The following is a 26,413-nucleotide window of genomic DNA, read 5'->3' as shown; positions in this document are numbered from 1 at the left end:
CCAGGTGATTGCCCGGCTTTGCGGCGGCGCGCAAGCAAAGACCGCCGCCGCTGCGGGGCATTGGGCAACCAGGCATCACAACAGTTTCACAGCAGGGCCCGGCTATTGCCTGTCGGCCTACAATCGGTTCCCCCCTACCTCGGCCGACGGCACGCGGGCTGATCCGCGCGTGCGTTGGCCATGCCTTCGCTGGAGACGCTTGATGTCCGACAACACGGCCCCGACCCCTTCCGATAAACGTGCCCAGCTGCGCCGTGCCGCACTCGAATACCACGAGTTTCCCAAGCCCGGCAAGTTGACCATCGTGCCGACCAAGCCCATGGCCAACCAGCATGACCTGGCCCTGGCCTACTCGCCCGGCGTGGCAGCGCCCTGCGAAGAGATCGTCAAGGACCCGGCTGCCGCCTTCAAGTACACGGCGCGCGGCAACCTGGTGGCCGTGATCTCCAACGGCACCGCCGTGCTGGGCCTGGGCGACATCGGCGCGCTGGCCTCCAAGCCGGTGATGGAAGGCAAGGCCGTCCTGTTCAAGAAGTTCGCGGGCGTGGACGTCTTCGACATCGAGATCAACGAGAAGGACCCGCAAAAGCTGGTCGATGTGATCGCCGCGCTGGAGCCCACCTTCGGCGCCATCAACCTGGAAGACATCAAGGCACCCGAGTGCTTCTTCGTGGAGCGCGAGCTGCGCCGCCGCCTGAAGATCCCCGTCTTCCACGATGACCAGCACGGCACGGCCATCACCGTGGCAGCGGCCATGGTCAACGCGCTCAAGGTGGCCGGCAAGAAGATCGAGGAGGTCCGTCTCGTGGCCTCGGGCGCGGGCGCCGCTGCCCTGGCCTGCCTGAACCTGCTGCTCAAGGTCGGCCTGCGCCGCGAGAACGTGTTCGTCACCGACCTGGCCGGCGTGGTCTACGAGGGCCGCACCGAGCTGATGGACGAGGACAAGGCCCAGTTCGCGCGCGCCACCGAGCTGCGCACGCTGGGCCAGGTCATCGAAGGCGCCGACGTCTTCCTGGGCCTGTCCGCTGGCGGCGTGCTCAAGCAGGACATGGTGGTCAAGATGGCCGCGCGTCCGGTGATCTTCGCGCTGGCCAACCCCAACCCCGAGATCATTCCCGAAGACGTGAAGGCCGTGCGCAGCGACGCCATCATCGCCACGGGCCGCTCGGACTACCCCAACCAGGTCAACAACGTCCTGTGCTTCCCGTACATCTTCCGCGGTGCCCTGGACTGCGGCGCGACCACCATCACCACCGAGATGGAAATCGCCACCGTCCACGCCATCGCCGAGCTGGCCCAGGCCGAGCAGAGCGAGGAAGTGGCGGCCGCCTACGTGGGCGAGCAGCTGACTTTCGGCCCTGAGTACCTGATCCCCAAGCCCTTCGATCCGCGCCTGATGATGAAGATCGCATCGGCCGTGGCCCAGGCTGCCGCCGAGTGCGGCGTGGCCCAGCGCCCGATCCAGGACATGGATGCCTACCGCGCCCACCTGCAGACCTTCGTCTACGCCTCGGGCACGATGATGAAGCCGCTGTTCGCCGCGGCCAAGAAGGCCGCCAAGAAGCGCGTGGCCTACGCCGAGGGTGAGGAAGAGCGCATCCTGCGCGCCACGCAGATCGTGGTGGACGAGCGCATTGCGCGCCCCACGCTGATCGGCCGCCCGGCCATCATTGCCCAGCGCATCGAGAAATTCGGCCTGCGCCTGAAGGAAGGCACGGACTACGACGTGGTCAACGTCGAGCACGACGAGCGCTACCGCGACTTCTGGCAGACCTACCACCGCATGACCGAGCGCAAGGGCATCACCGTGCCCATCGCCCGGATCGAGATGCGCCGCCGCCTGACCCTGATCGGCTCCATGCTGCTGCACAAGGGCGAAGTCGATGGCCTGATCACCGGCACCTGGGGCCAGACATCGCACCACCTGCAGTATGTGGACCAGGTGATCGGCCGCCGCGCCGGCGTGCAGACCTATGCCTGCATGAACGGCCTGCTGCTGCCCGACCGCCAGGTCTTCCTGGTGGACACCCACGTCAACTACGACCCCACGGCCGAGCAGCTGGCCGAGATCACCATCATGGCCGCCGAGGAAATGATGCGTTTCGGCGTCAAGCCCAAGGCCGCCCTGCTGTCGCACTCCAACTACGGCTCTAGCAACCAGCCCAGCGCCGTCAAGATGCGCCAGACCCTGGAGCTGCTGCGCGAGCAGGCACCGTGGCTGGAAGTGGACGGCGAGATGCACGGCGACGTGGCCCTGGACGGCAAGGCCCGCGCCCAGCTCATGCCCAACAGCACGCTGCTGGGCAATGCCAACCTGCTGGTCATGCCCAACATCGACGCGGCCAACATCAGCTACAACCTGCTCAAGCAGGCCGCTGGCGGCGGCATTGCCATCGGCCCCGTGCTGCTGGGCGCCGCCCGTCCCGTGCACATCCTCACGCCGAGCACGACGGTGCGCCGCATCGTCAACATGACGGCGCTGACGGTGGCGGACGCTAACGCTAATCGGTAAGCACCCCCTGAGCGGCTTCGCCGCTTCCCCCTCTCTCGCTTCGCGGGAGGGGGACGACACCCTCGCTGCGGGGCGGCCCTTGCTCGGTGTCCCTCGTTTTGGCCGCGCGCGCTTTTTTTGACAACGGGCGGCATTTGCATTGAATAGCAGGCAACTCAGGCGCAGAGTTGCCTTCTCACTGTTCAATCCCCAGACATTTCCTTGGTCAAGCTGCCTGTTTTTTGGGCAGAACTTGCATTTTGAGGGGTGTTCCGTCACACTAGCGGGTCGAGATTTCAGGGCTTCCCTGGATTTCTGAAAGGTGTAGTTGATGCTGAAGGCAGCCGCCGCCAAGGCGTACCAGTCCGGTCTAGCGCTCATCGTCGGGGCCGCCTTTGTGCTGTCGCCCTCGCTCGCTGATGCGCGCCGCTCGGCGCCCGAGAGCGTGGAGACGACGGCGGCCGTGGCCACCGTCGCCCTGTCCGAGTTGCCGCGCGAAGGCCGTTCCACGTATACGCTGATCCTGCGCGGCGGGCCTTTTGCCCACGACAAGGACGGCACGGTGTTCGGCAACCGCGAGCGCATCCTGCCGCGCCAGTCGCGTGGCTATTACCGTGAGTACACGGTGCGCACGCCCGGTTCGCGTGACCGTGGAGCCCGCCGCATCGTCTGCGGCGGAGAGCCCCAGCAGCCCGATGCCTGCTACTACACCAGCGACCACTACAGCAGCTTTCGCAAGATCATCGAATGACCTCGACCCAGTCTCTACAGCCAGTTCGACCCTCCGTGTCCGACGCAGTGCGCTGGCAGGGGTCTGCATTTCATCCACAGCCCAGGGATGCCGAAGGCCATGAGCCCGTCCCCGCAGGCCACATCCACGTTAGAGAAAGAGCCACGGAGATGGATGCACCACTTCGTAAGATCCCCGACACCCCTTTGCGGAACGTGCGCGCCAACATCGTGCAGTCCATCCGCGCCTACAGGGTGGAGGATCTGCAACAGGCGGCCGAGACGCTGGGGTGCCATTTTCTGTATGCCAACCTGGCCCATGCGCAGACCAAGGCCGATATCCTGGAACTGCTGGCCACGCAGTTCTTCTTCCCTGCGCATTTCGGCAAGAACTTCGACGCGCTCTACGACTGCCTGACCGACCCCATCCACAAGGCCGGCCCGCAGCCGGGCTTTGTGCTCGTGCTCGACCAGATCCCGACCACGCCCAAGTTCGACAAGGAAGTGCGCGAGCAGCTGCTGGACAGCTTCCGCGACGCGGCCGAGTACTGGGCCGAGCGCAAGATTCCGTTCCGCTGCTTCTACTCGTTCCTGTAAGCGCAGGACATTGATGGCCCAGAGCCGACAGCGCCCAATCGGGTGCTGTCGGCTCTGCAGTCGCTGGGCGCCGCCTGTGCCTAGGCGCGCGTGAACCGGGCGGCGAGTGCCTCGTATTCGGACACCGGCACTTCCTCGGCGCGGCGCTGCAGGTCGAATTCCCCGTCAAAGCCCTTGGCTTCCAGCCAGCGCCCCAGCGTGTTGCGCAGGATCTTGCGCCGCTGGCTGAAGGCCACCTGCACCATCTCCTCCAGCAGCTTCGCGTCCAGGGTCGCCGGCGCCTCGCGCGGGACCATGCGCACGACGGCGCTGTCCACCTTGGGCGGCGGATTGAAGCTCTCGGGCGGCACGTACAGCACGCTCTCCATCGCATAGCGCCACTGCAGCATGACCGTCAGCCGCCCATAGGCGGCCGTGGAGGGCGACGCCACCATGCGGTCGATGACCTCCTTTTGCAGCATGAAATGCTGGTCCTCGACCACGTCCACCTGCTCGAGCAGGTGAAAGAGGATGGGGCTGGAGATGTTGTAGGGCAGGTTGCCCGCAATGCGCAGCTTGGGCACGCCCAGGCGCGCGGCAATGGCACGGAAGTCCACCTTGAGCACGTCGGACTCGACCACGTCGAGCTGCTCGTGCAGGCGCAGGCGCACGGCCAGGTCGCGGTCCAGCTCGATCACGGTGAGCCGGCCCAGGCGTTCGACCAGGGGCTGGGTCAGGGCCATCAGGCCCGGCCCGATCTCGACCATGGACTGGCCCGGCCGGGGGTCGATGGCGCTCACGATGCCGTCGATGATGCCGTCATCGGTCAGGAAGTTCTGGCCGAAGCGTTTGCGAGGAATGTGTTTCATAGAAAAAGCAAGGCGGTGCGCCATGGCACCGCCTTCCATTGTGGACTGCCGCAGCCGCAGCTGCTCGGGGGGTGTCTTATTGCGGAGGCTCGCGGTACTCGACGTAGGCGCGGCCACGCAGCTCCTGGAGCCAGGTCTGGTAGTCGGTTTCGAGCTTGCGCTCGCGCACCACGTTGCGCACCATGTCGCGCTGCTCGCGGGGCGTCAGCGCAGCCTGGCGGCGTTCGATGAGCTGGATCAGGTGCACACCGAAGCGCGAGACCAGCGGGTCGCTGACCTGGCCGGGCTGCAGCGCATTGAGCACCTGCTCGAACTCGGGCACGAACTGGCCGGGCGAGGCCCAGCCCAGGTCGCCGCCGTTGCGCGCGCTGCCGTCCTGCGAGAACTCGCGGGCCAGCGATTCGAAGCTGGCCTGGCCACTGTCCACGCGGCGCTTGTAGTCGGCCAGGCGCTTGGCGGCATCGGCCTCGGTCATCTGGTCGCCAATGCGCAGCAGGATGTGGCGCGCATGGTTTTGCGTGACCACGGACGGCATGCCGGCCTGCGACTTCTCCAGCACCTTGAGCACGTGAAAGCCCGCACCCGAACGGAAGGGGCCGACGATGCCGCCCTGCGCCGTCTGGCCCACGGCCTTGGTGAACAGCTCGGGATAGCGGTCCAGCGGGCGCATGCCCATGGCGCCGCCGCCCTGGCCGTCGGGCACATCGGAGAACTCCTTGACCACGGCCAGGAAGTCGCCTTGCGTGCGGGCGGCCTCGGCGGCCTGCTTGGCGCGGGCCTCGCGCTCGGCCACTTCGGCGGGGCTGGCGTTCTCGGGCACGGAAATCAGGATGTGGCCCAGGTTCACGGCGGCCGGTGCCTTGTCGGCACCGCCACTGCGCTGCTCAGCCAGGTAGCGATCGATATCGGCATCGGTGACGCGCACGCGGCCGTCCACATCGCGCTCGCGCAGACGTTGCAGCGTGATCTGGCGGCGCAGCTCTTCGCGGAACTGCTTTTCGTTCACGCCTTCTGCCCGCAGGCGGGACTGCAGGCCAGCCTTGTCCAGGCCGTTTTGCCGCGCCACATTGGTCAGCGCCTGGTCCACGGCGTAGTCATCCACGCGCAGGCCCGTGTCCTTGGCTTCCTGCAGCTGGGCCTTTTCGACGATCAGGCGCTCGAGCACCTCGCGGGCCAGCAGCGCCTCGGGCGGCATCTGGCCACCCTGCTCGGCAATGTTCTGCGCCACGCGCGCCATGCGGGCACGCACTTCGTTGTTGGTCACCGGTTCGGAGTTGACCACGGCGACGATGTAATCGGCCGAGCGCACGCCTGCCTTGGCGCCGCGATCGCGCGACGAGGGCAGGTTGGTGGCGTCCAGCGCACGCGAGACGGAGGCATCGCCGGCCTGGGGCGCCCTGGACTGGCCCGGAACACGCAGGCCTTGCGCCTGGGCTGTGGTGGCCAGCAAGGCCAGCGCCACAGCGGCAGCTGCGCAGCAATGGGTCTGGGAAAGAAAACGCATGGGAGAGATGCCTTGCAAAAAGCGTGTTTGGAGCGTTGGCTCTAATCGTAGTTGGTGAAGCGGCTGGGAGGCGTCACGGACTCGCGCAGGTACTGGTAGCGCGGCACATTCTGCTTGAGGCTGCGCTGCGGGTCTGCACCCAGGCTCAGCCGCGAGAAGCCGACGAACTCGATCTGGAACAACAGCCGGGTGTTGGACTGGGTGATGGAGCTTTGCAGGCGCTCCAGCACCACGCGGCCAATCCAGCAGCAGCCGTCGTACTCCAGCCCGACCACGGTATCGACGAGCTTGCGGTCCTTCAGGCTGTAGTTCAACCGGCCCACCGTGTACCAGCGCCCGCCGCCCTGGCCACGGCCGGCGCCCAGGTCGCGCCCCTTGTCGCCCCACAGGTCGTTGATGGGCCATTGCCAGCCCACATCGACCAGCTTGCTGGCGTCGGTACGCGCCACGGTGTCGTACTGGGTACGGTAGGCCACGTTCACCGTGCGGTAGGAGCTGGGGCTGTAGCGCGCACCAAAGGTGGTACGCACCGAGCGGTTGAGGTCGCGGTTGTACTGGGTCGTGCCTTCGGTGGACCAGGCATCGGTCCAGTTGATGGCCGCACCCAGCAGCACGTCGGACAGGCGGCTGGTGGCCGGCACCTCGCCGGGCAGGATGACCTTCTGGTCGGAGAAACGCACGCGCTGCGCAATGCCGAAGCGCGCCTTTTCCGCACCCGTGGTCCCGTCGATCAGGCGCGTGGTCGCGCCCAGGGTCAGCAGGTGGTTGTCGGCAATGCGGTCCTGGCCGTTGTAGTCGTTCTCAGCATAGATGCTGGCAAAATTGAAGTCGTTGCGCCCCGTGTCGTACAGCGGCAGAAAGCTCTGGTCGCGGTAGGGCGTATAGGTGTAGAAGGCGCGCGGCTCGAAGGTCTGCTGCAGCTGGCGGCCGAACAGCGTGGTGTCGCGCTCGAACACCAGGCCGCTGTCCACGCTGAACGTAGGCAGCGTACGCGAGGCGTTGCGGCTGCCGTTGCTCATCAGGCTGTCCACCTGGTAGTTGCTGGTGTGCAACTGGATCCTGGGCGTGATGAAGGCGCCCGGCGACAGGAAGGGGCGGCTCACCTGGGCCAGCATGTAGCTGCGCTGGCCGTTGTTGTAGGTCATGCCGGCCAGGGGCTTGTCGATCTCGAAGCGCGTGGTGTCGGCCACAAAGCTGAAGTCCAGGCCATGCGGCAGGTCCAGCGGCGTGTAGCGCCATTGCAGCTGCGGCTTCATGCCGTAGGGCGGGGCAATGGGCGCCGATGCATCCTGCATGGTCTGCCAGTACAGGGTGCGCAGGGTCAGCACATTGTCGCCACGTGCCCAGGACAGGTTCACATCGTTGGGCAGCAGGCGCTCGCGCAGCGATTTCGCGGCCAGCGGGAAGTCGCGCCAGTAGTTGTCGTCGCTGACGCGGTTGAGGTTCATGTTCAACCCCAGGCCACCGATGGGCGAGTCGATGACGCCCCGGTGCTGCAGCGAGTAGGCCCAGCGGTCCCGGTCGCGCTGGCGGTCGCCGGGCATGTAGGCCGCATAGGCCTCGCCCGAATAGGTCGGCTCCAGGTAGCGGAACTGGGCGCCCAGGTTGACGCCGCGCTTGCTCATGACCGAGGGATACAGGGTCATGTCGCGGTTGGGCGCAAGGTTCCAGTAGTAGGGCTGCGTGTATTCGATGCCGCTGAGCTTGTCCAGGCCCATGGTGGGAGGCAGCAGGCCCGACTTGCGCTTGTCCGACAGCGGAAAGCTCATGCGCGGCACGGGCAGCACGGTCACGCCCTTGAACTGCAGGGCCGCGCCCTCGGCCACGCCTACTTCCTCGGCCATATCGATGTGCAGGGTCCGGGCGCGCAGCATCCAGGCCGGCTCCCAGCTGGCTTCGTCGTCGCGCTGGCAGGTGGTGTAGGTGGCATCGTGGACCACGGCATGGTCGCGGTCGATGAAGTCCACGCGCGAGGATTTGCCGTAGGCGCCATTGGCCAGGAAGCGATATCCGGCGTTGTCGAAAAAGCCCTTGAAGGCATCGACCTCCAAGTCCAGCTGCGAGCCCTCGTAGACATTGCCGGCCTGGTTGATGTGCACCGCGCCCGAGGCATTGACGCGGTCGTCGGGCACCTGGTACTCGAGCCGGTCGGCGCGGATCATGGTGTCGCCACGGCGCAGTTCGGCATTGCCCTCGACCACCGAGTTGATGTCTGGCTGGCCGCTGAGCGCGTCACCGCGCACATAGACGGGCTGCTGGGAGCGCACTGCCTCGGGATAGGTTTCCTGCATCAGCGTGCTGGGGCGCAGCGGGCGGACTTGCTGCAGCCGGCCTTCGTCGGCTGCAGCGGGCTGGGCCTGGGCCATCGTCGAGCCACCGGCCCATGCGAGAGCCACAAGCCAGGCCAGCGGGCGTACAGCGGGGCGCGCGGGCGCGCGGGCAGCCAGCGGATCGGGGAGCGGCGGTCGGAGGTACACGGTGGTCAACAGCGGCGGGTGGACAAAGGCGCAAGCCTAGCATCACCGCCGGGCATTCGCCGGGGTGGCGGTTTGTAGAATCGCGATTATCCATGAGCCATCCAAACACCCCCACGGCCGGCGTTGTCTGGGCCGACCCCGCCCGCCACGCCGCCTTCGACGCCTGGCTGGCCCCGCTGTCCGCCCGCCACGCGCTGCGCCCCGAAACCCTGCGCCCTGCCTCGGCCGATGCCAGCTTTCGCCGCTATCTGCGCCTGGACACCAGCGCTGGCGCCAGCCTCATCGTCATGGATGCCCCGCCGGACAAGGAAGATTGCGCGCCCTTCGCCAATGTGCAGGCGCTGATGGCCGAGGCCGGGCTGGCCGTGCCGCAGATCCTGGACTGGAATGCGGCGCACGGCTTCATGCTGCTGTCCGACCTCGGCGGCCACACCGTCATCGAGGCGCTGGACCCGGAAAAGCCCCAGGACGCGGAAGCCTGGTACCGCTCGGCGCTGGAGGTGCTGCTGGCCTGGCAGACCGCCTCGCGCCCCGACGTGCTGCCCGCCTATGACGACGCGCTGCTGCGCCGCGAGCTGCAGCTGTTCCCCGACTGGTACATCGCGCGCCACCGCGAGACCGTGCTCGACGACAGGCAGCAGGCCACGCTGGCCAAGGCCTTCGACCAGATCGTGGCCCACAACCTGGAGGCACCCAGCGTCTTCGTGCACCGCGACTTCATGACGCGCAATCTCATGCAGCCCGTGACCGCCAGCGGCCCGCTGGGCGTGCTGGACTTCCAGGATGCGGTCTATGGCCCGGTGACCTATGACATCGCCAGCCTGCTGCGCGATGCCTTCATCAGCTGGGAAGAGGACTTTGTCATCGACATTACCGTGCGTTACTGGGAGAAGGCGCGCAAGTCGGGATTGGTCGGCGCGCGCAGCCAAAGCGGCTGGGGCGACGATTTCGGCGAGTTCTACCGGGGCGTGGAGTGGATGGGCCTGCAGCGCCACCTCAAGGTGGCCGGCATCTTCGCGCGGCTGACGCTGCGCGACGGCAAGCCCCGCTACCTGGCCGACGCGCCGCGCTTCATCCACTACATCCGCTCCACCTGCAGCCGCTACCGCGAGCTGACGCCGCTGCTGCGCCTGGTGGACCAGATCGAAAACATCCAGCCCCAGGTCGGCTGGGCCTACGGGCGCGTCTGAGAACGGATACGCCATGCCACGCTTTCACTGCCCCATTGCGCTGCGCAGCGGCGCCGACATCGACCTGCCGCCCGGCGCGGCGCGCCATGTGCAGGTGCTGCGCCTGCAGCCCGGCGACGGCATCACCCTCTTCGAAGGCCGCGCCGGCGAAGGCTTCAGCGGCGGCGAGTTCGAGGCCACCGTGCTGCGCATGGGCCGCAGCGACGTGGCCGTGCGCATAGGCGCGCACCACGCCGTGGAACGCGAGCCCCTGCGCCCCGTGCACCTGCTGGCCGGCATCACGGCCAACGAACGCATGGACTGGCTGGTGGAGAAGGCGGCCGAGCTGGGCGCCGCCAGCATCACCCCACTGGTGGCCGAGCGCAGCGTGCTCAAGCTCAAGGGCGAGCGCGCCGAGAAAAAACTCGCCCATTGGCAGGCCGTGGCCGTATCGGCCTGCGAGCAGTGCACGCGCAACCGCGTTCCCCCGCTGCACACCCCTGCAGACCTGGAGGACTGGCTGGAGGGCGGTGCGAAACATCTGCCGCCCGGCACGCTGCGCCTGCTGCTGTCGCTGGGCGAGGGCACGCGGCCGCTGGGTGAGATCCTGGATGCCACGGCCGAGGATGCACCCGTGGTCTTTCTCTCCGGGCCCGAGGGCGGCCTGTCGCCTGCCGAGGAGGCCCTGGCCCGTGCTCAGGGCTTTGTCCCCGTCACGCTGGGGCCACGCGTGCTGCGCGCGGAAACCGCGCCCCTGGCCGCGCTGGCGGCGCTCACGCTGGCCTGAAGCGGCCCAGCCAGTCGCGCAGCCGCGCGAACACGGGCGCGGCGAAGTCATCGCGCTCGTTGAACAGCTCGTGGTAGGCGCCGTCAAAGCACTGCGCCTGTACCACGGCTGGCGGCGCGCGGTCGGAAAAGGCCTGGCTGCCGGCCGGCGCCACCAGCCTGTCGTCCCCTGCCCACATCAGCAGGCTGGGCACGCTCCACTGCCCCGCGCGGGCCAGCACCTGCGGGCCGCCCTGCGCCAGAAACCGCGCCAGCCGCGCGCAGATGCGGTCATGGCACAGCGGATCGGCGCGGTAGGCATCGCAGACCGCAACGTCATGCGAGAGATAGGGAATCTGCAGGCCGTTGGACACGCGCAGGTCGGGCACCAGGCGCGGCAGCGTGCCCACGAGCAGTTTCTGGATGGGCGACAAACCCACGTCGAGGGCCGGCGAAGACAGCACCAGCGCATCGACAGGCCGGATGGCACGCGCCACGAACAGCGCAGCCACCAGGCCGCCCAGGCTGTGGCCCAGCAGCACCAGCGGCTGGCCAGCGGGCTGCTGGGCACGCGTGGCATCGACCACGGCCGCAAGGTCATCCAGCAGCCGGCCATCGGCCGTCAAGCCGCCGCGCGGCCCTGCCGAGCGCCCATGGCCGTATTGGTCGTAGCCGCGCACCGCATAGCCCCAGGCATTGAGGCGCCGGGCCAGCGCCTCATAGCGGCCGATGTGCTCGCCCAGGCCGTGCACCAGCAGCACGGTGGCGCGCGCCTGGCCCCCGTCCACGGGCCAGTCGCACAGTGACAGCTCGGCGCCGTCGCTGGACGCAAGGCGCGTGACCTGGCCTTGCGAGGCAGGTGCGGGAACGGGTGCGGGGGCCGGCGCTGCCATCACGCCACGCCAGCAGCGTCCGCCTCGGCGGCTGCCTGCGCCCCGGCCATGGCGGCGATCACCTGGGCCACGGCGGCCGTGAGCTTCTTGGCATAGGGCACGTGCAGGAATTCATTGGGACCGTGGGCATTGCTCTTGGGACCGAGCACGCCGCAGACCATCATCTGGGCCTTGGGAAAGCCCTGGCTGAGCATGTTCATCAGCGGAATCGTGCCGCCCTGGCCGATGTAGCCGCAGGAGGCGCCGAAATGCGCCTGGCTTGCCGCGTTGAGCGCGTCCTCGAACCAGCCGTCCATGGCTGGCGCATTCCAGCCGCTGGCGCCCGACAGGCCCTGCCAGGTCACACGGGCCTGGTAGGGCGCGTTGTCCTCCAGCAGCGCCTTCATTTCCTGCACGCAGGCAGCGGCATCGACCAGGGGCGGCAGGCGCAGGCTGAGCTTGAAGGCGGTATAGGGGCGCAGCACGTTGCCGGCATCCTGCAGCGCGGGCAGGCCCTCGGCGCCGGTCACGCTCAACGTGGGCTCCCAGGTGCGCTTGACCAGGGCCTGGACCGGGTCGGTGGTGGTGGGCAGGGCGAACAGCGTGGAGCCGCCGCAGTCGTAGTGCGCCCAGGGGAAGCGGGCATAGGTCTCCTCGCCCAGGATGGCCGCCGTGTCGCGCATCTGCGCCATGCGCTCGGCCGGCACCTCGCAGTGGAAGCTGGCAGGCAGCAGGCGCCCGGTCTTGCTGTCCTCCAGCCGATCCAGCACCTGGCGCAGGATGCGGAAGGACGACGGCACGACGCCCGAGGCATCGCCCGAGTGCACGCCCTCGGTGAGGATTTCCACCTTCAGCGTGCCGCTGGCCATGCCGCGCAGGCTGGTGGTCAGCCACAGCTGGTCGTAGTTGCCGGCGCCGCTGTCCAGGCAGATCACCAGGCCCACATCGCCCAGGCGCGGACGCAGGGCATCGACATAGGGCAGCAGGTCGCGCGAGCCGCTTTCCTCGCAGGTCTCGATCAGGCCCAGAATGCGCGGGTGCGGCACGCCCTGGCGCTTGAGCTCCTGCACGGCCGCGATGCTGGCGTAGACCGCGTAGCCGTCGTCGGCGCCGCCACGGCCATAGAGCTTGCCGTTCTCGTACTTGGGCGTCCACGGGCCCAGGTCGCTGCGCCAGCCGTCGAACTCGGGCTGCTTGTCCAGATGGCCGTACATCAGCACCGTGGGGCTGGAGGCCGCCTTGTCCTGCGTGCCTTCCACCTCGAAGAACAGCACCGGCGTGCGGCCCGGCTGGCGCACGATCTCCAGCGTCAGGCCCGCCACCTTCTGCGCCAGCACCCAGTCGGCCGCATTGCGCAGCACGGTCTCCAGGTGACCCTGCTGCTCCCAGTCGGGCGCGAACATGGGCGACTTGGCGGGAATGGCGATGTACTCGGTCAGCGCCGGGACGATGCGCTCGTCCCAGGAGCGGCTGATCTGGTCAAGCGCGGCTGCGGGCTGCAGCAGTTGCGAAGGGGTGCGTGCGTTCATGGCGGGTCCTCGTGTCATGGGTCGGCGCACCGTTCGAGCGAAGCCAGCGCCGCGATCCGGTCATTGTGCGCCAAGGCGGCACGGACCCCGGACACCCCGCCGCCAACGACTACGATCGCGCCATGTATATCGGAGAACTCGCCCGACGCGCCGGCTGCTCGCCCAAGGCCGTCCGGCTGTATGAATCACGGGGCCTGCTCGGCGCCGTGGCACGGGCAGGCAGCTACCGCATCTATGGCGAGCAGGACCTGGTGCTTGTGCAGCGCATACGCCAGGCGCTGGGACTGGGCTTTCGGCTGGACGAGCTGCACGGCCTGCACCGCATCCATGAGGCCACAAGCTGGGAAGCCCTGGCCCGGCTGCTGCGCGAGCGCAGCACCCAGGTTCAGGCAGAAATCCGGCGCCTCCAGGCACAGCAGTCCCAGTTGGCGGCGCTGGAGCGCGAACTGCTCGAATGCAGCCTGGAGACGGCAGGTACCCAGGGCGCCTGCGAACCCGCATTGGCCTGAGCACGCGGCCTGAGCCCGGGTGCTTGACCCTGCCCCAAGGGGCAAGGCGAACATGGGCGCCATGTCTCCAAGCACCTCCCGCCCTCCTGCCGATACGCATCCCCAGCGCATCCTGATCATCCTCGGCCACCCGTCGGCCAGCAGCCTGTGCGCAGGCCTGGCCGACGCCTACGCACAGGGCGCACGCGACAGCGGCGCCGAGGTACGCCTGCTGCGCCTGGGCGAACTGGACTTCGACCCGCTGCTGCATGCCGGCTACCGCCAGGACCAGCCCCTGGAGCCTGACCTGCAGCGGGCCCAGGCCGACATCCTGTGGGCCAGCCACCTGGCATGGGCCTATCCCACCTGGTGGGGTGGCCTGCCGGCCTTGCTCAAGGGATTCATCGACCGCATCTTTCTGCCGGGCTTCGCGTTCAAGTACCGCAAGGGCTCGGTGCTGTGGGACCGGCTGCTGGCCGGCCGCACGGCCGACCTGCTGGTGAGCATGGATTCACCGCCCTGGTACTACCGCTGGGTGGCGCACATGCCGGGCCACCACCAGATGCGCCGCGCCATCCTGGAATTCAGCGGCATCCGGCCCGTGCGCATACACAGCTTCGGCCCCGTGCTCGGCGCCGAGGCCGCCCGTGTGCAGCAGTGGCTGGAGCAGGCGCAGGCAGCAGGCAAGCGCGCGGCGGCGCGCCGTCTCAAGGCTTCGGTTTGAGCAGGTCATCGATGGCCGCGCGCCCCACCGACGGATCGTCGGTGAAGATGCCGTCGATGCCCGTGCGCAGGAAATCGTCCATGTCGGCGCGCGCATTGCCGCGCCGGGTGCCGTCCTGTGCGGGCGGCGATTTCAGGCTCAGGGGCAGGAAGGCGTTCTCGGGCCGCAGCGTCCAGGGATGGACCAGCAGCCCGGCACGGTGGGCATCGGCCACCAGCGCCGTGGGCGCGGCATTCGCGCCCTGCACCACGGGGATCACCATGCTCTTGCTCGGCCCTATGCCATTGGCATAGCGCGCAATCTCGGCCAGGCCTGCGGGCGTGACCATGTCGGCATAGCCGGGGCCCGTGCCGCGCACCACGCTGTCATAGGGCTTGCCCTTGGGCGCCAGCAATTGCACCAGGCGCAGGCTGCTGCGCGCACGGATCCAGCGCAGGTTCTCTACCTCGAAGGACTGCACGAAGACTGGCGCCTGTGCATGGTTCCAGCCGTTGTCCACAAGCAGCTTCAGCAGCACGGGCTCCAGCGGCAGGCCGATGGACTGGAAGTAGCTCGGGTGCTTGGTCTCGGGATAGATGCCTATGGTGCGGTTCGTGCGCGCGCTCTCCGCCTTTGCCAGGTCGATGACCTCCTGCAGCGTGGGCACCTCGAAACGGTCATTGAACTGCACATTCGCCGGGCGGATCGCCGGGATGCGCTCACGCGCACGCAGCGTCTTCAGCTCGGCCAGCGTGAAATCCTCCACGAACCAGCCCGTGATCGCCTGCCCGTCGATGGTTTTGGTGGTCTTGCGCGCCGCGAACTCGGGGCGGTCGGCCACATTGGTGGTGGCCTCCTTGAGGCTGCCGTCGGCCGCGAGGATGGCGATGGCGTTCTCATGCCGCGCCACCAGCACGCCATCACGCGTGATGACCAGGTCGGGCTCGATGAAGTCGGCGCCCGCGCGTATGGCCTCCCGGTAGGCCTCCAGCGTGTGCTCTGGCCGCAGCGCCGATGCGCCGCGGTGCGCGATCAGCGCGGGCCGGGGAGGCCAGTCCGCGGCCTGCGATGGGGAATTGGCGGCCTGCGGCGTGGCGCAGCCTGCCAGCAGCAGGCCGGCGGCCGCGCCGGCCAGGGCCAGCGCGCGGCGGCGTGGGAAGCGGTTCATGTCTGCCTTTCGGGTTCGCAATCCGTCGATTGTGCGCGCCACCCATGACACGGGCATGGCCCGGACCGCCGCTCAGGCGTGCTCGAAATGGAAGACGGCCGTGCCCGCCATGAGATTGGGCAGGCTGCGCACGCTGCGGCCATCCTGCAGGCCGAAGGAGTCCAGTATGCGCAGCCGGTTCCGGGTGGCCAGCACCTCGAAGTCCTTGTAGGTGCCCACGCGGATATTGGGCGTGTCATACCACTGGTAGGGCAGGCGCCGCGTCACCGGCATGCGCCCGCGCAGCACGGACAGGCGGTTGGGCCAGTGCGCGAAGTTGGGGAAGGCGACGATGCCCGCGCGGCCTATGCGCGCCGTCTCCTGCAGCATGGTCTCGGCATTGCGCAGATGCTGCAGCGTGTCGATCTGCAGCACCACGTCGAAGCTGTTGTCCTGGAAGATGGCCAGGCCGTCCTCCAGGTTCAGCTGCAGCACGTTCACGCCCCGGCGCACGCAGGCCAGCACATTGGCATCGTCCAGCTCCACGCCGTAGCCGGTGCAGCCGCGCTCGCGCTGCAGGTGCGACAGCAGGGCGCCATCGCCGCAGCCCAGGTCGAGCACGCGCGAGCCCTTGGGGATCAGGCGCGCAATCGCCTGCATGGTGTTCAGCTCGGTCATGCGGCCTCCTTGGCGGCTGTCGTGGTTTCCTGGGCGATGTTGTCAAAGTAGGAGCGCATCACCTTCATATAGCGGGGGTCGTCGAGCAGGAAGGCGTCATGGCCGTGGGGCGCGTCGATCTCGGCGTAGCTGACGTCGCGGTTGTTCTCCAGCAGCGACTTGACCAGCTCGCGGCTGCGCGCGGGGGCAAAGCGCCAGTCGGTGGTGAAGCTCACCAGCAGGAAGCCGGCCTTGGCCACGGACAGCGCCCGGGTCAGGTCGCCGCCATGCGCGCGCGCCGGGTCGAAATAATCGAGCGCACGCGTGATCAGCAGGTAGGTGTTGGCGTCGAAGTAGCTGCTGAACTTCTCGCCCTGGTAGCGCAGGTAGCTCTCGATCTGGAACTCCACGTCCTGCGTGCTGTACTTCAGGTCCAGCCCCTCCCTCAGCTGGCGGCCGAACTTCTGGTTCATCACGTCGTCGCTGAGGTAGGTGATGTGGCCGATCATGCGGGCGATGCGCAGGCCACGCGCCGGCACCACGCCGTGCTCGTAGAAATGCCCGCCGTGGAAATCAGGGTCGGTGACGATGGCGCGGCGCGCCACCTCGTTGAAGGCGATGTTCTCGGCATTGAGGTTGGGCGCACTGGCCACGACCACGGCGTGGCGCATGCGGTCAGGGTGGCGCAGCGACCACGACAGCGCCTGCATGCCGCCCAGGCTGCCGCCCAGCACGGCGGCCAGCTGGCCAATGCCCAGCCGGTCCAGCAGCCGGGCCTGGGCGTCCACCCAGTCCTCCACCGTGACCACGGGGAAGTCGGCGCCATAGATCTTGCCGGTGTCGGGATGCGCGTGCATGGGGCCGGTCGAGCCAAAGCACGAGCCCAGGTTGTTCACGCCGATCACGAAGAACCGGTTCGTATCCACGGGCTTGCCCGGGCCGATCATGTTGTCCCACCAGCCCTCGCTCTTGGCCTGGCCCTCGTAGACGCCTGCCACATGGTGGGAGGCATTGAGCGCATGGCAGACCAGCACCGCGTTGCTGCGATCGGCATTGAGCTGCCCGTAGGTCTCGTAGGCGAGGTCGTAGTCCCGGATCGAGCCGCCGCCCTGCAGCGGCAGGGGCTCGTCGAAGTGCATGGTTTGTGGTGTGGCGATGAAGGACATGAAAAAACCCGGCATCGCTAAAAACGAGGCCGGGTTCTCTGGTGTCGTCTTTAGCAGGATTTATAAAGCGCCCGCAAGCAGAAGCAAATCGGCGCATGAAGGCTCATTATGCCAAAACGCCCGTCCCCGGAAGGAACAGGGCCAGCACGCCCAGCACCAGGAAGATCACGGCCGAGACCACATGCACCAGGCGTATGGGCACGCGCTTGACCAGCTTGTCGCCCAGCCACACCACGGGAGCGTTGGCCAGCATCATGCCCAGCGTGGTGCCGGCCACCACCCACAGGTAGGCGTTGTACTTGGCCGCCAGCATCACGGTGGCGATCTGCGTCTTGTCGCCCATCTCGGCCAGGAAGAAGGCCACCAGCGTGGTGCCGAAGACGCCCCAGCGCGAATGCCCGGAGACCTCGTCCTCGTCGAGCTTGTCGGGGATCAGCATCCAGATCGCCATGGCGATGAAGGAAAGGCCCAGGATCCAGCGCATGGCGTTCTCGCCCAGGTAGCTGGTGATCCAGGCACCCACGGCACCGGCCAGCGCATGGTTGACCAGCGTGGCCACGAAAATGCCCGCAACGATGGGCCAGGGTTTGCGAAAACGCGCGGCGAGCACCAGCGACAGCAGCTGGGTCTTGTCCCCCATCTCGGCAAGTGCGACGACGGAGGTTGAAATCAGGAAGGCTTCCATGGTGTGGGGATTTATCCGGCCGGATAGAGCACGCATTGACCACGCTCCGACTCCGGCCTTTGGATCGGTGCGCGGTCAATGGTCTCGATCGGTCACACGCAGCATTGCACTGCGCGCCGCATACGCCATAGGCCAGCGAAGGCCCAAGTTTGTTGACGCATGCATCCGGCCACTGAGCCGAACGATCTACTCCCCAAAGACTGAGGCGGCGATCATAGCAGCCCCCCGATCCGCATGCCGACCACCACTGCCGCCACGGCACTTGCTTATGCGCTGCCGCAATTTCAGGGTTACTCCCAGGGGCATTCTGTGGCGGGCACGACGAATTTTTGCGAAACAGTAATAACGTGCGAAAACTTCTGCCACATAATGGGCAGGCTTTCGTTCGGGCTTCGGCTCAATGAGGGCGAGTGCGTTTGCGTCTCTAACGTTGTCATCCCGTGTTGACTCCCTAGGGCTCCATCGCGTTTTCCAGTTTTTTCAGGAGTCCTCCATGGGCAACAAGCTTTACGTCGGCAACCTGCCGTACACCTTCCGTGACAGCGATCTGGAGCAAGCCTTCAGCGAATTCGGCGCCGTCAACAGCGCCAAAGTGATGATGGAGCGCGACACCGGCCGTTCCAAGGGTTTCGGCTTCGTCGAAATGGGCAGCGATGCCGAAGCACAAGCTGCTATCCAAGGCCTGCACGGCCAAAACCGCGGCGGCCGTGACCTGGTGGTCAACGAAGCCCGTCCGATGGAGCCCCGCGCTCCCCGTAGCGGCGGCTTCGGCGGCGGCTTTGGTGGTGGCGGCGGTGGCGGCGGCTTCGGCGGCGGCAACCGTGACGGCGGCTACGGCGGTGGCGGCGGCCGTCGCAACAGCTACTAAGCACTCGCTTAGAGCTTGCGTTAGCAAAAAATGGGGCCTTCGGGCCCCTTTTTTGTTGCCAAACGTTATCAGCTTGTGTTTTCGAGCATTTATCTTTTTGATTTTTGTGCTTCATAATTTGGTTTCGGGCAGACCCGTTCGAACGCTATGTGTTTAGGAAGGTTGGACAGGCTCTTGTATACAAAGAACCTGATGTCTGTGCGTCCTGAAGCCGAGCGCAAACCAGTGAGCATTGAGGAGTTGAGGAGTTTTTGATGGGCAATAAGCTTTACGTCGGCAACCTTCCCTATGGTGTGCGTGACAACGACTTGGAGCAGGCATTCAGCCAGTTCGGCGCTGTCACCAGCGCCCGGGTCATGATGGAACGCGACACAGGCCGCTCCAAGGGATTCGGGTTTGTCGAAATGGGCAGCGATGCCGAGGCACAGGCAGCCGTTCAAGGCATGAATGGCCAGCCATTGGGCGGACGCAGCCTCGTGGTGAACGAAGCGCGCCCCATGGAGCCCCGTCCCCCGCGCTCGGGCGGCTTTGGTGGCGGCGGCGGTGGTGGCGGCTATGGCCGTGGTGATGGCGGCGGCGGTGGCTACGGTGGCGGTGGCCGCGGTGATGGCGGAGGCTACGGACGCAGCGATGGCGGCGGCGGTGGTGGCTATGGCCGTGGTGACGGCGGTGGAGGCTACGGCGGCCGTGGCGATGGTGGTTTCCGCAGCCCCTATGGCTCCGGCCCTCGCAATGGCGGCCGTGGCGGCGGCTGGGGAAACAACAATAACAACGGAGAATGAGACCCCGGTCTCCCATGTTCTCCCAAACAAGAAAAGGCTCCTTCAGGGAGCCTTTTTTGCGGGTGCAAGTTTATGCATGAACATATTCCCTGAGCACGACGAACTTCAGGGATTTTTCGAATGACGATGTTTGCGCTTTCGTCCTACAAGCAGCCGATCAAACAAGGGGTTTGGCAGAATTTTCATCAAACGGCCAACCCACGCCATTTGCCAGGGGATGATGGCCAGGCTGCGCCCGGCATCAATGGAACGCCAGGCCCTTGCAGCAAACTCATGGGGCTGCAATAGGAATGGCATGCCATAGCGGTTACCGCGTGTGAGGGGTGTATCTACATAACCAGGAAGCAATGTAGTGACTTTTACGCCACTACTGCGTAATTCACCGCGAAGGCTTTCGCAATAGGCAATGACTGCAGCCTTGCTGGCGCAATAAGCACCATGTCCCGGAAGGCCGCGCAGCCCGGCCACGCTGGCGATACCGACCAACTGCCCGCTGCCACGCCGCACCATGGGCGTGATAAAGGGATGGAAACTGGCCGCCACGCCCATGGTGTTGACGGCCAGCACCTGCTGCATGGTGTCGATATCCTCGCGCATCGAGGTGTCCACACCCCAGCTGACGCCGGCATTGGCAATCACGACATCGGGCAGGCCCTGCTGCTGCTCACAGCGCCGGGCGGCAGCGATGATGCTGTCGGGCACGGCCACATCGGCCTCGTAGATGGCGAAGCGCGGCGCCTCCAGGCCCTGCTGCGCAGCCCATTGCGCCATCACGTCGCCACGCCGGGCAACCAGTGCCAGCGACCAGCCTTGCTGGTAGGCATGCCAGGCCAGGGCCTGGCCTATGCCGCTGGATGCGCCGGTGATGAAGGCCAGCGGTGCCGGGCTGCGCGAGGATGTCGTCATGGCTTGTTCTCCATCGGCAGGCCTGCGCTTGCGCTGGCGCCTTACTTGGTCCTGGACGGCTGCAGGGTGCCGCGCACGCGGCCCTGCAGCTTCATCACCAGATCCAGGTTGCTGTACTGCATGCTGTCGGCCGTGAAACGGTCCTTGTCACGGGTCAGCACCACGGGCTGGTTGGAACTCACTCTTTCCTCGTTGGGCCAAGCGTGAAGGAATTCGCCCTGGAACTGCAACTGCGGCTGCGGTTGTTTACCTGCTGTCACAAATGGCTCGCGCGTGACGACGGCATTGCCAAACATCTGCACCTCGGAACCATCGGCATTGCTCAGCGCCCGCTTGGCGCTGCCGCGCGTGATGCGGCCTTCAGGCGAGACCGCGAACATGCGCACGTTGTCGATTTCGAGGGTGTCGGTATCCGGATAGTGGCGGCCCATGCTGCCCTCGATCTGGCTCTTGAGCCGCCCCGTGGCGTCGAAGCTCTTGATCGAGAAATCCTTCATGAAGTAGTCGGGCTCATGCGCCACGGCCTTTTCGGTGCCGCTGGCCACGGGTTGCGGTGCATTGCGCACCAGCCACCAGGTGCCCAGCGCCAGCAGGCCCATCAGCAGCACGGGCAGGTACAGGGAAAGCCGGTCACCGACGCGGCGCCAGGCCTGGATCATGATGCGTATTCCGCCAGCAGCCCGGCATAGGCGCCACGCGCGGCCAGCAGCAGGTCGCACAGCTGGCGCACCGCCCCTTCGCCACCGCTGCGCGGCGTGATCCAGTCGGCCACGGCCAGCACCTCGTCATGGGCGTTGGCCGGCGCGCAGGCAAAGGCGGAACGCCGCATCACGGGCAGGTCGGGCCAGTCGTCGCCCATGGCTGCCGCCTGGTGCCACTGCAGGCCCAACTCGCCCAGAATGGCCTCGGCGGCAGGCACCTTGTCTTCCGTACCAAAGCGCGCATGCGTGACGCCCAGGTTGCTCAGCCGCAGGCGCAGGGCCGGCGAATCGCGGCCCGTCACCACGGCGGGCGTGATGCCGGCCTTTTGCAGCAGCTTCAGGCCATGGCCGTCCAGCGTGTTGAAGCGCTTGAGCACCTCGCCTTCGCCAGAGAACAGCAGGCCGCCATCGGTGAGCACACCATCGACATCGAAGAAGGCCACCCGCACATCCTGTGCCAGCAGCAGCAGTTGTGCGTCCCAGTTCTGCACGGGCGTCAAAGGAGCGCGTGCCATCAGATCACCTTGGCGCGCATCAGGTCGCGGATATGGACCACGCCGCGCAGCTGACGCTGCGCATCGGCCACCAGCACCGCGGTGATGCCGTGCTCCTCCATCATGCTGGCGGCGTCCACGGCCAGCGCGTCTTCGGCGATGGTGCGGGGCCCCTTGTGCATGACATCGCCGGCCTGCAGCGCGCGCAGGTCCGTGCCGGCCTCCACGCGGCGGCGCAGGTCTCCGTCGGTGAAGATGCCCTGCAGCACGCCTGCCGCATCGACGATGGCCGAGCAGCCCAGGCCCTTGGCGCTCATCTCGCGCATCAGTTCGACAAAGCTGGCATCGGCCCCGACCTTCGGCAGTTCATCGCCGCTGCGCATGACATCGCGCACATGGGTCAGCAGCTTGCGGCCCAGCGCGCCGCCCGGATGGGAGCGCGCAAAATCCTCGGCGCCAAAGCCGCGCGCATCGAGCAGGGCCACGGCCAGGGCGTCGCCCATGGCCATCTGCGCCGTGGTGCTGGCCGTGGGCGCCAGGTTCAGGGGGCAGGCCTCGCGCTCGACACGGGTGTCCAGCACCCAGTCGGCATGGCGGGCCAGCGTGGATTGCGCGCCGCCGGTCATGGCCACCAGCGCAATGCCCTGGCGCTTGATGGCCGGCAGCAACGCAGCGAGCTCATCGGCCTCGCCGCTGTTGGACAGCGCCAGCACCAAGTCGATGCCGGTCACCATGCCCAGATCGCCATGGCTGGCCTCGGCCGGATGCACGAAGAACGCAGGCGTGCCCGTGGAAGCCAGGGTGGCGGCCACCTTGCGCCCGACATGGCCGCTCTTGCCCATGCCCATCACGACGACGCGGCCGGACAGCCGCAGGATGCGCTGCACCACTTCGCCGAACACGCCATCAAGGCGCTGCGACATGGCTTGAAGGGCATCGGCCTCGATGCCCAGGGTGTCGCGGGCCAGGCGCAGGGCACGGGGCGTGTCCAGCGCATCCAGGGTGGCAGCATCAGAATTCATCTGGATGATTTTAGGCGGTCTGGCCATCCGGCGGCGGCGGTCGCCATCGGGCGCCTGGGTACACTGGCCCGTCTTCTCCAGCCCCCCGATCCAGCGCCATGCATACCACCCCCAGCGTCAACGACTACCTGCGCACGCACATACGCACCGTTCCCGACTGGCCGGCGCCCGGCGTGCAGTTCCGCGACATCACGCCGCTGCTGCAGGACCCGCAGGTCTTTCGCGTGATGACCGACGCCTTTGTGCACCGCTACATGCAGCGTGGCATGCGCCCCGATGTGGTGGCCGGGCTCGATGCGCGCGGCTTCATCCTGGGCGCCGTGGTGGCCCACGAATTGGGCGTGGGATTTGTACCCATCCGCAAAAAGGGCAAGCTGCCCTTCACCACGGTGGAGGAAACCTATGAACTCGAATACGGCAGTGCCACCGTGGAGCTGCACACCGACGCCGTCAAGGCGGGCGACCGCGTGTTGCTGATCGACGACCTGATCGCCACCGGCGGCACCATGATGGCCGGCAAGCGGCTGCTGGAAAAACTCGGCGCCACCGTGATCGAGGGCGCGGCCATCGTGGACCTGCCCGAGCTGGGCGGCTCCACCTTGCTGCGCGATGGTGGACTGCCGCTGTTCACGCTGGTGGATTTCGCCGGCCACTGAGCCAGGCCGCAGCCCGGTCAGCGCAGTTCGCCGTACTGGGTGACGCCCAGGTCCAGGTGGTCCAGCGTGCTGTGGGGAAAGTCCGCACCGCGATCGCCTGCGCCCGGCCCGAGCAAGGGGCCCGAGCGGCGCACACCAGCGGGAGCCGCTGCAGCAGAGCCTGCAGAACCCGCTCCCCGCCCGGCTGCGGGCATGGCTGCCACGGCGAGCTTGAAGGCCGCCATTTCCTGATCATCTATGGGTTCGAAGGGCGCCATGTCCTGCCTGCGGCGCTGGGGCGCTGCCGCCTCCATCGAGGCCGCCAACGGGACGGCCATGGGCGGGGCAGGACGCGGTGCGCGCGTCGCCGCGGAATGCACCTGGGCTTGGGCCTGGGCTGCAGCGTTCTGGTCGCTGACCCGCCAGTACACGGCCGTCACGACCGCGCCCATGCGGGCTTTGGCCGCCTGGGCCAGCATGGCCTCGATCTCGCTGAGCCGCGCGGTTTCGCTGGCATAGGCCCGCGCCAGGTCCATCATCACCACGAAGCGCTGACCCACGTTGTCCAGCGAGAGCACCTTGAACTTGTAGCTGGCGGACAACACCCCGGCACGCACCATGACATCGCGCACCACACCGTAGAGCTGCTCACGGCGCTCGGAACGCTCGCTGCGGCGCCCGCCGGGCCCTGCATCACGACGCGCCACGGCATTAGCCTGGCCATCGTCTCCGGGCGAACCACGGCCCTGCTCCGGCACAGGCTTGCGGGAAAACCAGTTGAACACAGACATGGGGGCTCTCATTGTCACGAATAGTCACAAACTCGCGGCATTGTGCCTGCAACTTTGCGACATTTCGAGCACGGGCGCAGCAAAACCGCTGTATCAATTTGTCGCAGCGCAAAGGCCGGCCTGTCACCGCCCCGCGCCCGCAGAACGCCCCGCCCCAGGTGCTGCCCGGGAGCCTTTCAGGTACTGGCCACCCGGCGGCGGCTGTCCACCGCACGGCGGGCAAGCACCTGGCCGGCCGCCATGACCAGGGCCAGCGCCACACCGGGCTGGCGATTGCTGAGTTCGGCGAAGCGCATGGCCGTCAGGCACCAAAGCCGTCCCGGCGCAGCCGCCTGCACGGTGGCATGGCGCGCACGGTGGGCGAAGAAGGCGCCCTCGCCCAGGATGGAACCCGGGCCGACGATGGCCAGGCGGATGCGCTCCTTCGCATCCTGGTAGTGCACGCTGAGGCTGCCGGACTCCACGAAGTACAGATTGCGGTCCAGCGAACCTTCGGCAAACAGCAGCTCGCCCGCCGCCAGCGTGACCGGCACCAGGTAGGGCGCCAGCAGATCCCATTGCTCCAAGGTCAGCGCGTTCTGCACACCATCGACAGCCACGGCCGACGACATGGCCTGGGCCAGTGGCCGCAAATCATTGTGGGAGGAAGAAGACATGGCGGATCCGGTTCGAATTGGGGCCGCGCACCCGCGCCAGGGCTGCGCCCGGCGGCAGGCAGCGACGAGGGCCGCTGCGGCACGCCGCATGCTAAGCGACGGCAGCGGGCACGCCAATGCCGGCAAGCGGGTTTTCGTCGGCAAATTTTGTAGCAAAAGATAAGTATTGCAGCAACTCTGCCGGCTGTGCGAATGGGTCGGGGCCATCCGGCAGCCCGGTCACTTGCCGATGCAGAAGCTGGAAAAGATCACGCCCAGCAGATCGTCGGAGCTGAATTCCCCGGTGATGGAGTTCAGCGAGACCTGGGCCAGGCGCAGTTCCTCGGCCAGCAAGTCCAGGTGGGCGGCCTGGGCCGCCAGCTGGAGCTCGGCCTCCTGCAGGTGGGCGGCCACGGCCTGCAGCGCCTCCACATGGCGCGCACGCGCCAGGTACAGGCCTTCTGGGGCCGACTGCCAGCCGGCCACGTCCAGCAGGCGCCGGCGCAGGGCATCCAGGCCGTCGCCCGTGCGTGCCGACAGTGCCACGCTGCCTTCACGGCCGCCATGCGCCTGCATCTGGGCGGGTTCCGCGCGATCAGTCTTGTTCCAGACGTCGATGACGGGCACCTGGCGCGGCAGCTTCTGGGCCAGGGTTTCGGCAATGGCGGCATCGGCCGCCAGGTAGTCGTGCTCGCCCATGCGTGTGAGGTCGTGCAGGAAGAGCACGGCATCGGCCGCGGCGATCTCGTCCCAGGCGCGTGCGATGCCGATGCGCTCGACCTCGTCGCTGCTCTCGCGCAGGCCTGCCGTGTCGATCACATGCAGGGGCACGCCCTCGATCTGGATGGTCTGCTGCACCTTGTCGCGCGTGGTGCCGGCAATCGGGGTGACGATGGCCAGCTCCGCACCGGCCAGCGCGTTGAGCAGCGAGCTCTTGCCCGCGTTGGGCTGGCCCGCGATCACGACCTTGATGCCTTCGCGCAACAGCGCACCCTGGTGGGCGCGCGACAGCACCTGGTCCAGCTTGCCACGCAGCCGCGCGAGCTGGCCGCTGGCATCGGCCTTTTGCAGGAAGTCGATCTCTTCCTCGGGAAAGTCCAGCGTGGCCTCGACCAGCATGCGCAGGTGCACCAGCGCGTCGCGCAGGCCATGGATTTCCTCGGAAAAAGCGCCCGACAGCGAACGGCTCGCACTGCGCGCGGCGGCCTCGGTGCTGGCATCGATCAGGTCGGCAATGGCCTCGGCCTGGGCCAGGTCGATCTTGTCGTTGAGAAAGGCACGCTCAGTGAATTCACCGGGCTGGGCCAGGCGCAGGCCCGGCAGCACGCTGCGATGGTCTTCTGCCGAGGCTTGCGCAGCCTCCAGGCAGCGCGCCAGCAGCAGTTGCAGAACGACGGGGCCGCCGTGGGCCTGCAACTCCAGCACATCCTCGCCGGTATAGCTGTGCGGCGCCGGGAAGAACAGGGCCAGGCCGTGGTCGATGGGGCCGCCCTGGGCATCGCGAAACGGCAGATAGGTGGCCTCGCGCGGCTTGAGGTCGCGCCCGCACAGCGCCCGCACCAGCGGCGCCACGCCCTTGCCGGACACACGCACGATGCCCACGGCACCCCGCCCCGGGGCGGTGGCGATGGCGGCGATGGGGTCGTTGTGGCGGGGCAGCATGGATGGAGCTTTCTTGGGAGGGATTTCAGGCCGCCGATGATAGGCCGCCCATGAAAAAGCCCGCCGAAGCGGGCTTTGGAGCAAGGGCCT

At 67.3% G+C, this 26,413-nt stretch carries 26 protein-coding genes; 10 read left to right on the top strand and 16 right to left on the bottom strand.

Going from position 1 to position 26,413, the window contains the following annotated elements:
• The first annotated feature begins 202 nt into the window (after positions 1 to 202).
• From IAE24_RS03470 to IAE24_RS03460, 3 genes are all read left to right on the top strand, one after another.
• On the top strand, positions 203 to 2,512 hold the full coding sequence (locus tag IAE24_RS03470; RefSeq protein WP_012207827.1) for an NADP-dependent malic enzyme: 2,310 nt from the start codon (positions 203 to 205) through the stop codon (positions 2,510 to 2,512).
• Between the two features lie 310 nt (positions 2,513 to 2,822).
• Positions 2,823 to 3,242, top strand: a complete 420-nt coding sequence (locus tag IAE24_RS03465; protein WP_013804791.1) for a ribonuclease domain-containing protein — start codon at positions 2,823 to 2,825, stop codon at positions 3,240 to 3,242.
• Between the two features lie 149 nt (positions 3,243 to 3,391).
• Positions 3,392 to 3,817: a barstar family protein gene (locus IAE24_RS03460; protein WP_013804792.1), complete on the top strand. Its 426-nt coding sequence runs from the start codon at positions 3,392 to 3,394 to the stop codon at positions 3,815 to 3,817.
• Between the two features lie 80 nt (positions 3,818 to 3,897).
• Here IAE24_RS03460 and rsmA read toward each other — a convergent pair whose 3' ends face one another.
• The 3 genes from rsmA to IAE24_RS03445 form a co-directional block, all read right to left on the bottom strand.
• Positions 3,898 to 4,665 (bottom strand): 16S rRNA (adenine(1518)-N(6)/adenine(1519)-N(6))-dimethyltransferase RsmA, encoded by a 768-nt coding sequence (gene rsmA, locus IAE24_RS03455; protein ID WP_071953983.1) that lies wholly within the window; start codon positions 4,663 to 4,665, stop codon positions 3,898 to 3,900.
• Between the two features lie 76 nt (positions 4,666 to 4,741).
• Positions 4,742 to 6,169 carry a peptidylprolyl isomerase gene (locus IAE24_RS03450; protein WP_013804794.1) on the bottom strand — a complete coding sequence of 476 codons (1,428 nt, stop codon included), beginning with the start codon at positions 6,167 to 6,169 and terminating at the stop codon, positions 4,742 to 4,744.
• Positions 6,170 to 6,210: 41 nt separating this feature from the next.
• Positions 6,211 to 8,646: an LPS-assembly protein LptD gene (locus tag IAE24_RS03445; protein WP_199958572.1), complete on the bottom strand. Its 2,436-nt coding sequence runs from the start codon at positions 8,644 to 8,646 to the stop codon at positions 6,211 to 6,213.
• Positions 8,647 to 8,738: 92 nt separating this feature from the next.
• Here IAE24_RS03445 and IAE24_RS03440 point away from each other — a divergent pair, with 92 nt between their 5' ends.
• Positions 8,739 to 9,836, top strand: coding sequence for an aminoglycoside phosphotransferase family protein (locus IAE24_RS03440; RefSeq protein ID WP_199958574.1), 1,098 nt, complete (start codon positions 8,739 to 8,741; stop codon positions 9,834 to 9,836).
• A 13-nt stretch (positions 9,837 to 9,849) separates the two neighbouring features.
• A complete protein-coding gene (locus tag IAE24_RS03435; RefSeq protein ID WP_199958575.1) occupies positions 9,850 to 10,602 on the top strand; it encodes a 16S rRNA (uracil(1498)-N(3))-methyltransferase in 753 nt (250 codons plus the stop codon).
• Here the strand turns inward: IAE24_RS03435 and IAE24_RS03430 are convergent.
• Both IAE24_RS03430 and IAE24_RS03425 read right to left on the bottom strand, forming a co-directional pair.
• On the bottom strand, positions 10,589 to 11,473 hold the full coding sequence (locus IAE24_RS03430; RefSeq protein WP_199958576.1) for an alpha/beta hydrolase: 885 nt from the start codon (positions 11,471 to 11,473) through the stop codon (positions 10,589 to 10,591). The genes IAE24_RS03435 and IAE24_RS03430 overlap by 14 nt on opposite strands.
• The gene (locus IAE24_RS03425; RefSeq protein WP_199958577.1) at positions 11,473 to 12,981 is read right to left on the bottom strand and encodes a M20 family metallopeptidase; all 1,509 of its coding nucleotides are present in this window, start codon (positions 12,979 to 12,981) and stop codon (positions 11,473 to 11,475) included. Before IAE24_RS03425 ends, IAE24_RS03430 begins: the two co-directional genes overlap by 1 nt.
• Before the next feature lie 122 nt (positions 12,982 to 13,103).
• Between IAE24_RS03425 and IAE24_RS03420 the strand changes: the two genes are divergently transcribed.
• Both IAE24_RS03420 and IAE24_RS03415 read left to right on the top strand, forming a co-directional pair.
• Positions 13,104 to 13,490 carry a MerR family transcriptional regulator gene (locus tag IAE24_RS03420; RefSeq protein WP_043796959.1) on the top strand — a complete coding sequence of 129 codons (387 nt, stop codon included), beginning with the start codon at positions 13,104 to 13,106 and terminating at the stop codon, positions 13,488 to 13,490.
• A gap of 52 nt (positions 13,491 to 13,542) precedes the next feature.
• Entirely contained in the window at positions 13,543 to 14,193 is a 651-nt protein-coding gene (locus tag IAE24_RS03415) for an NAD(P)H-dependent oxidoreductase (protein ID WP_199958579.1), read from the top strand.
• On the opposite strand, the gene IAE24_RS03410 is transcribed toward IAE24_RS03415, so the two are convergent.
• The 4 genes from IAE24_RS03410 to IAE24_RS03395 form a co-directional block, all read right to left on the bottom strand.
• The gene (locus IAE24_RS03410; protein ID WP_199958581.1) at positions 14,177 to 15,340 is read right to left on the bottom strand and encodes a glycerophosphodiester phosphodiesterase; all 1,164 of its coding nucleotides are present in this window, start codon (positions 15,338 to 15,340) and stop codon (positions 14,177 to 14,179) included. The genes IAE24_RS03415 and IAE24_RS03410 overlap by 17 nt on opposite strands.
• Before the next feature lie 72 nt (positions 15,341 to 15,412).
• A complete protein-coding gene (gene metW, locus IAE24_RS03405) occupies positions 15,413 to 15,997 on the bottom strand; it encodes a methionine biosynthesis protein MetW (RefSeq protein WP_199958582.1) in 585 nt (194 codons plus the stop codon).
• Positions 15,994 to 17,142, bottom strand: a complete 1,149-nt coding sequence (gene metX, locus IAE24_RS03400) for a homoserine O-succinyltransferase MetX (protein WP_012207841.1) — start codon at positions 17,140 to 17,142, stop codon at positions 15,994 to 15,996. The genes metW and metX overlap by 4 nt, the downstream gene beginning before the upstream one ends.
• Before the next feature lie 106 nt (positions 17,143 to 17,248).
• Positions 17,249 to 17,827: a TMEM165/GDT1 family protein gene (locus IAE24_RS03395; protein WP_034397481.1), complete on the bottom strand. Its 579-nt coding sequence runs from the start codon at positions 17,825 to 17,827 to the stop codon at positions 17,249 to 17,251.
• A gap of 493 nt (positions 17,828 to 18,320) precedes the next feature.
• On the opposite strand from IAE24_RS03395, the gene IAE24_RS03390 reads away from it, so the two are divergent.
• Both IAE24_RS03390 and IAE24_RS03385 read left to right on the top strand, forming a co-directional pair.
• Positions 18,321 to 18,695: an RNA recognition motif domain-containing protein gene (locus IAE24_RS03390; protein WP_012207843.1), complete on the top strand. Its 375-nt coding sequence runs from the start codon at positions 18,321 to 18,323 to the stop codon at positions 18,693 to 18,695.
• 254 nt (positions 18,696 to 18,949) lie between these two features.
• On the top strand, positions 18,950 to 19,477 hold the full coding sequence (locus tag IAE24_RS03385) for an RNA recognition motif domain-containing protein (RefSeq protein WP_199958584.1): 528 nt from the start codon (positions 18,950 to 18,952) through the stop codon (positions 19,475 to 19,477).
• Between the two features lie 105 nt (positions 19,478 to 19,582).
• Here the strand turns inward: IAE24_RS03385 and IAE24_RS03380 are convergent, their stop codons facing one another.
• From IAE24_RS03380 to IAE24_RS03365, 4 genes are read right to left on the bottom strand one after another with little or no spacing between them, the layout of a single operon-like run.
• Positions 19,583 to 20,383 (bottom strand): SDR family oxidoreductase, encoded by an 801-nt coding sequence (locus IAE24_RS03380; RefSeq protein ID WP_199958586.1) that lies wholly within the window; start codon positions 20,381 to 20,383, stop codon positions 19,583 to 19,585.
• A 41-nt stretch (positions 20,384 to 20,424) separates the two neighbouring features.
• Positions 20,425 to 21,042 carry an LPS export ABC transporter periplasmic protein LptC gene (gene lptC / locus IAE24_RS03375; protein ID WP_013804806.1) on the bottom strand — a complete coding sequence of 206 codons (618 nt, stop codon included), beginning with the start codon at positions 21,040 to 21,042 and terminating at the stop codon, positions 20,425 to 20,427.
• A complete protein-coding gene (locus IAE24_RS03370; RefSeq protein WP_012207847.1) occupies positions 21,039 to 21,599 on the bottom strand; it encodes a KdsC family phosphatase in 561 nt (186 codons plus the stop codon). The genes lptC and IAE24_RS03370 overlap by 4 nt, the downstream gene beginning before the upstream one ends.
• Positions 21,599 to 22,600 carry a KpsF/GutQ family sugar-phosphate isomerase gene (locus tag IAE24_RS03365; RefSeq protein ID WP_034397490.1) on the bottom strand — a complete coding sequence of 334 codons (1,002 nt, stop codon included), beginning with the start codon at positions 22,598 to 22,600 and terminating at the stop codon, positions 21,599 to 21,601. The genes IAE24_RS03370 and IAE24_RS03365 overlap by 1 nt, the downstream gene beginning before the upstream one ends.
• Positions 22,601 to 22,698: 98 nt before the next feature.
• On the opposite strand from IAE24_RS03365, the gene IAE24_RS03360 reads away from it, so the two are divergent.
• Positions 22,699 to 23,256 (top strand): adenine phosphoribosyltransferase, encoded by a 558-nt coding sequence (locus tag IAE24_RS03360; protein WP_199958588.1) that lies wholly within the window; start codon positions 22,699 to 22,701, stop codon positions 23,254 to 23,256.
• 17 nt (positions 23,257 to 23,273) lie between these two features.
• Here IAE24_RS03360 and IAE24_RS03355 read toward each other — a convergent pair whose 3' ends face one another.
• From IAE24_RS03355 to mnmE, 3 genes are all read right to left on the bottom strand, one after another.
• Positions 23,274 to 24,026, bottom strand: coding sequence for a hypothetical protein (locus tag IAE24_RS03355; protein WP_013804808.1), 753 nt, complete (start codon positions 24,024 to 24,026; stop codon positions 23,274 to 23,276).
• A gap of 176 nt (positions 24,027 to 24,202) precedes the next feature.
• The gene (locus tag IAE24_RS03350; RefSeq protein ID WP_012207851.1) at positions 24,203 to 24,682 is read right to left on the bottom strand and encodes a Crp/Fnr family transcriptional regulator; all 480 of its coding nucleotides are present in this window, start codon (positions 24,680 to 24,682) and stop codon (positions 24,203 to 24,205) included.
• Between the two features lie 219 nt (positions 24,683 to 24,901).
• Positions 24,902 to 26,323, bottom strand: coding sequence for a tRNA uridine-5-carboxymethylaminomethyl(34) synthesis GTPase MnmE (mnmE, locus tag IAE24_RS03345; protein ID WP_199958589.1), 1,422 nt, complete (start codon positions 26,321 to 26,323; stop codon positions 24,902 to 24,904).
• Positions 26,324 to 26,413: the final 90 nt, after the last annotated feature.

The organism is Delftia sp. S65 (genome assembly GCF_016516495.1).
Classification (GTDB): Bacteria; Pseudomonadota; Gammaproteobacteria; order Burkholderiales; family Burkholderiaceae_C; genus Comamonas; species Comamonas acidovorans.
The sequence above is the reverse complement of the archived record's forward strand: the minus strand, read 5'-3'. Positions and strand labels throughout refer to the sequence as shown.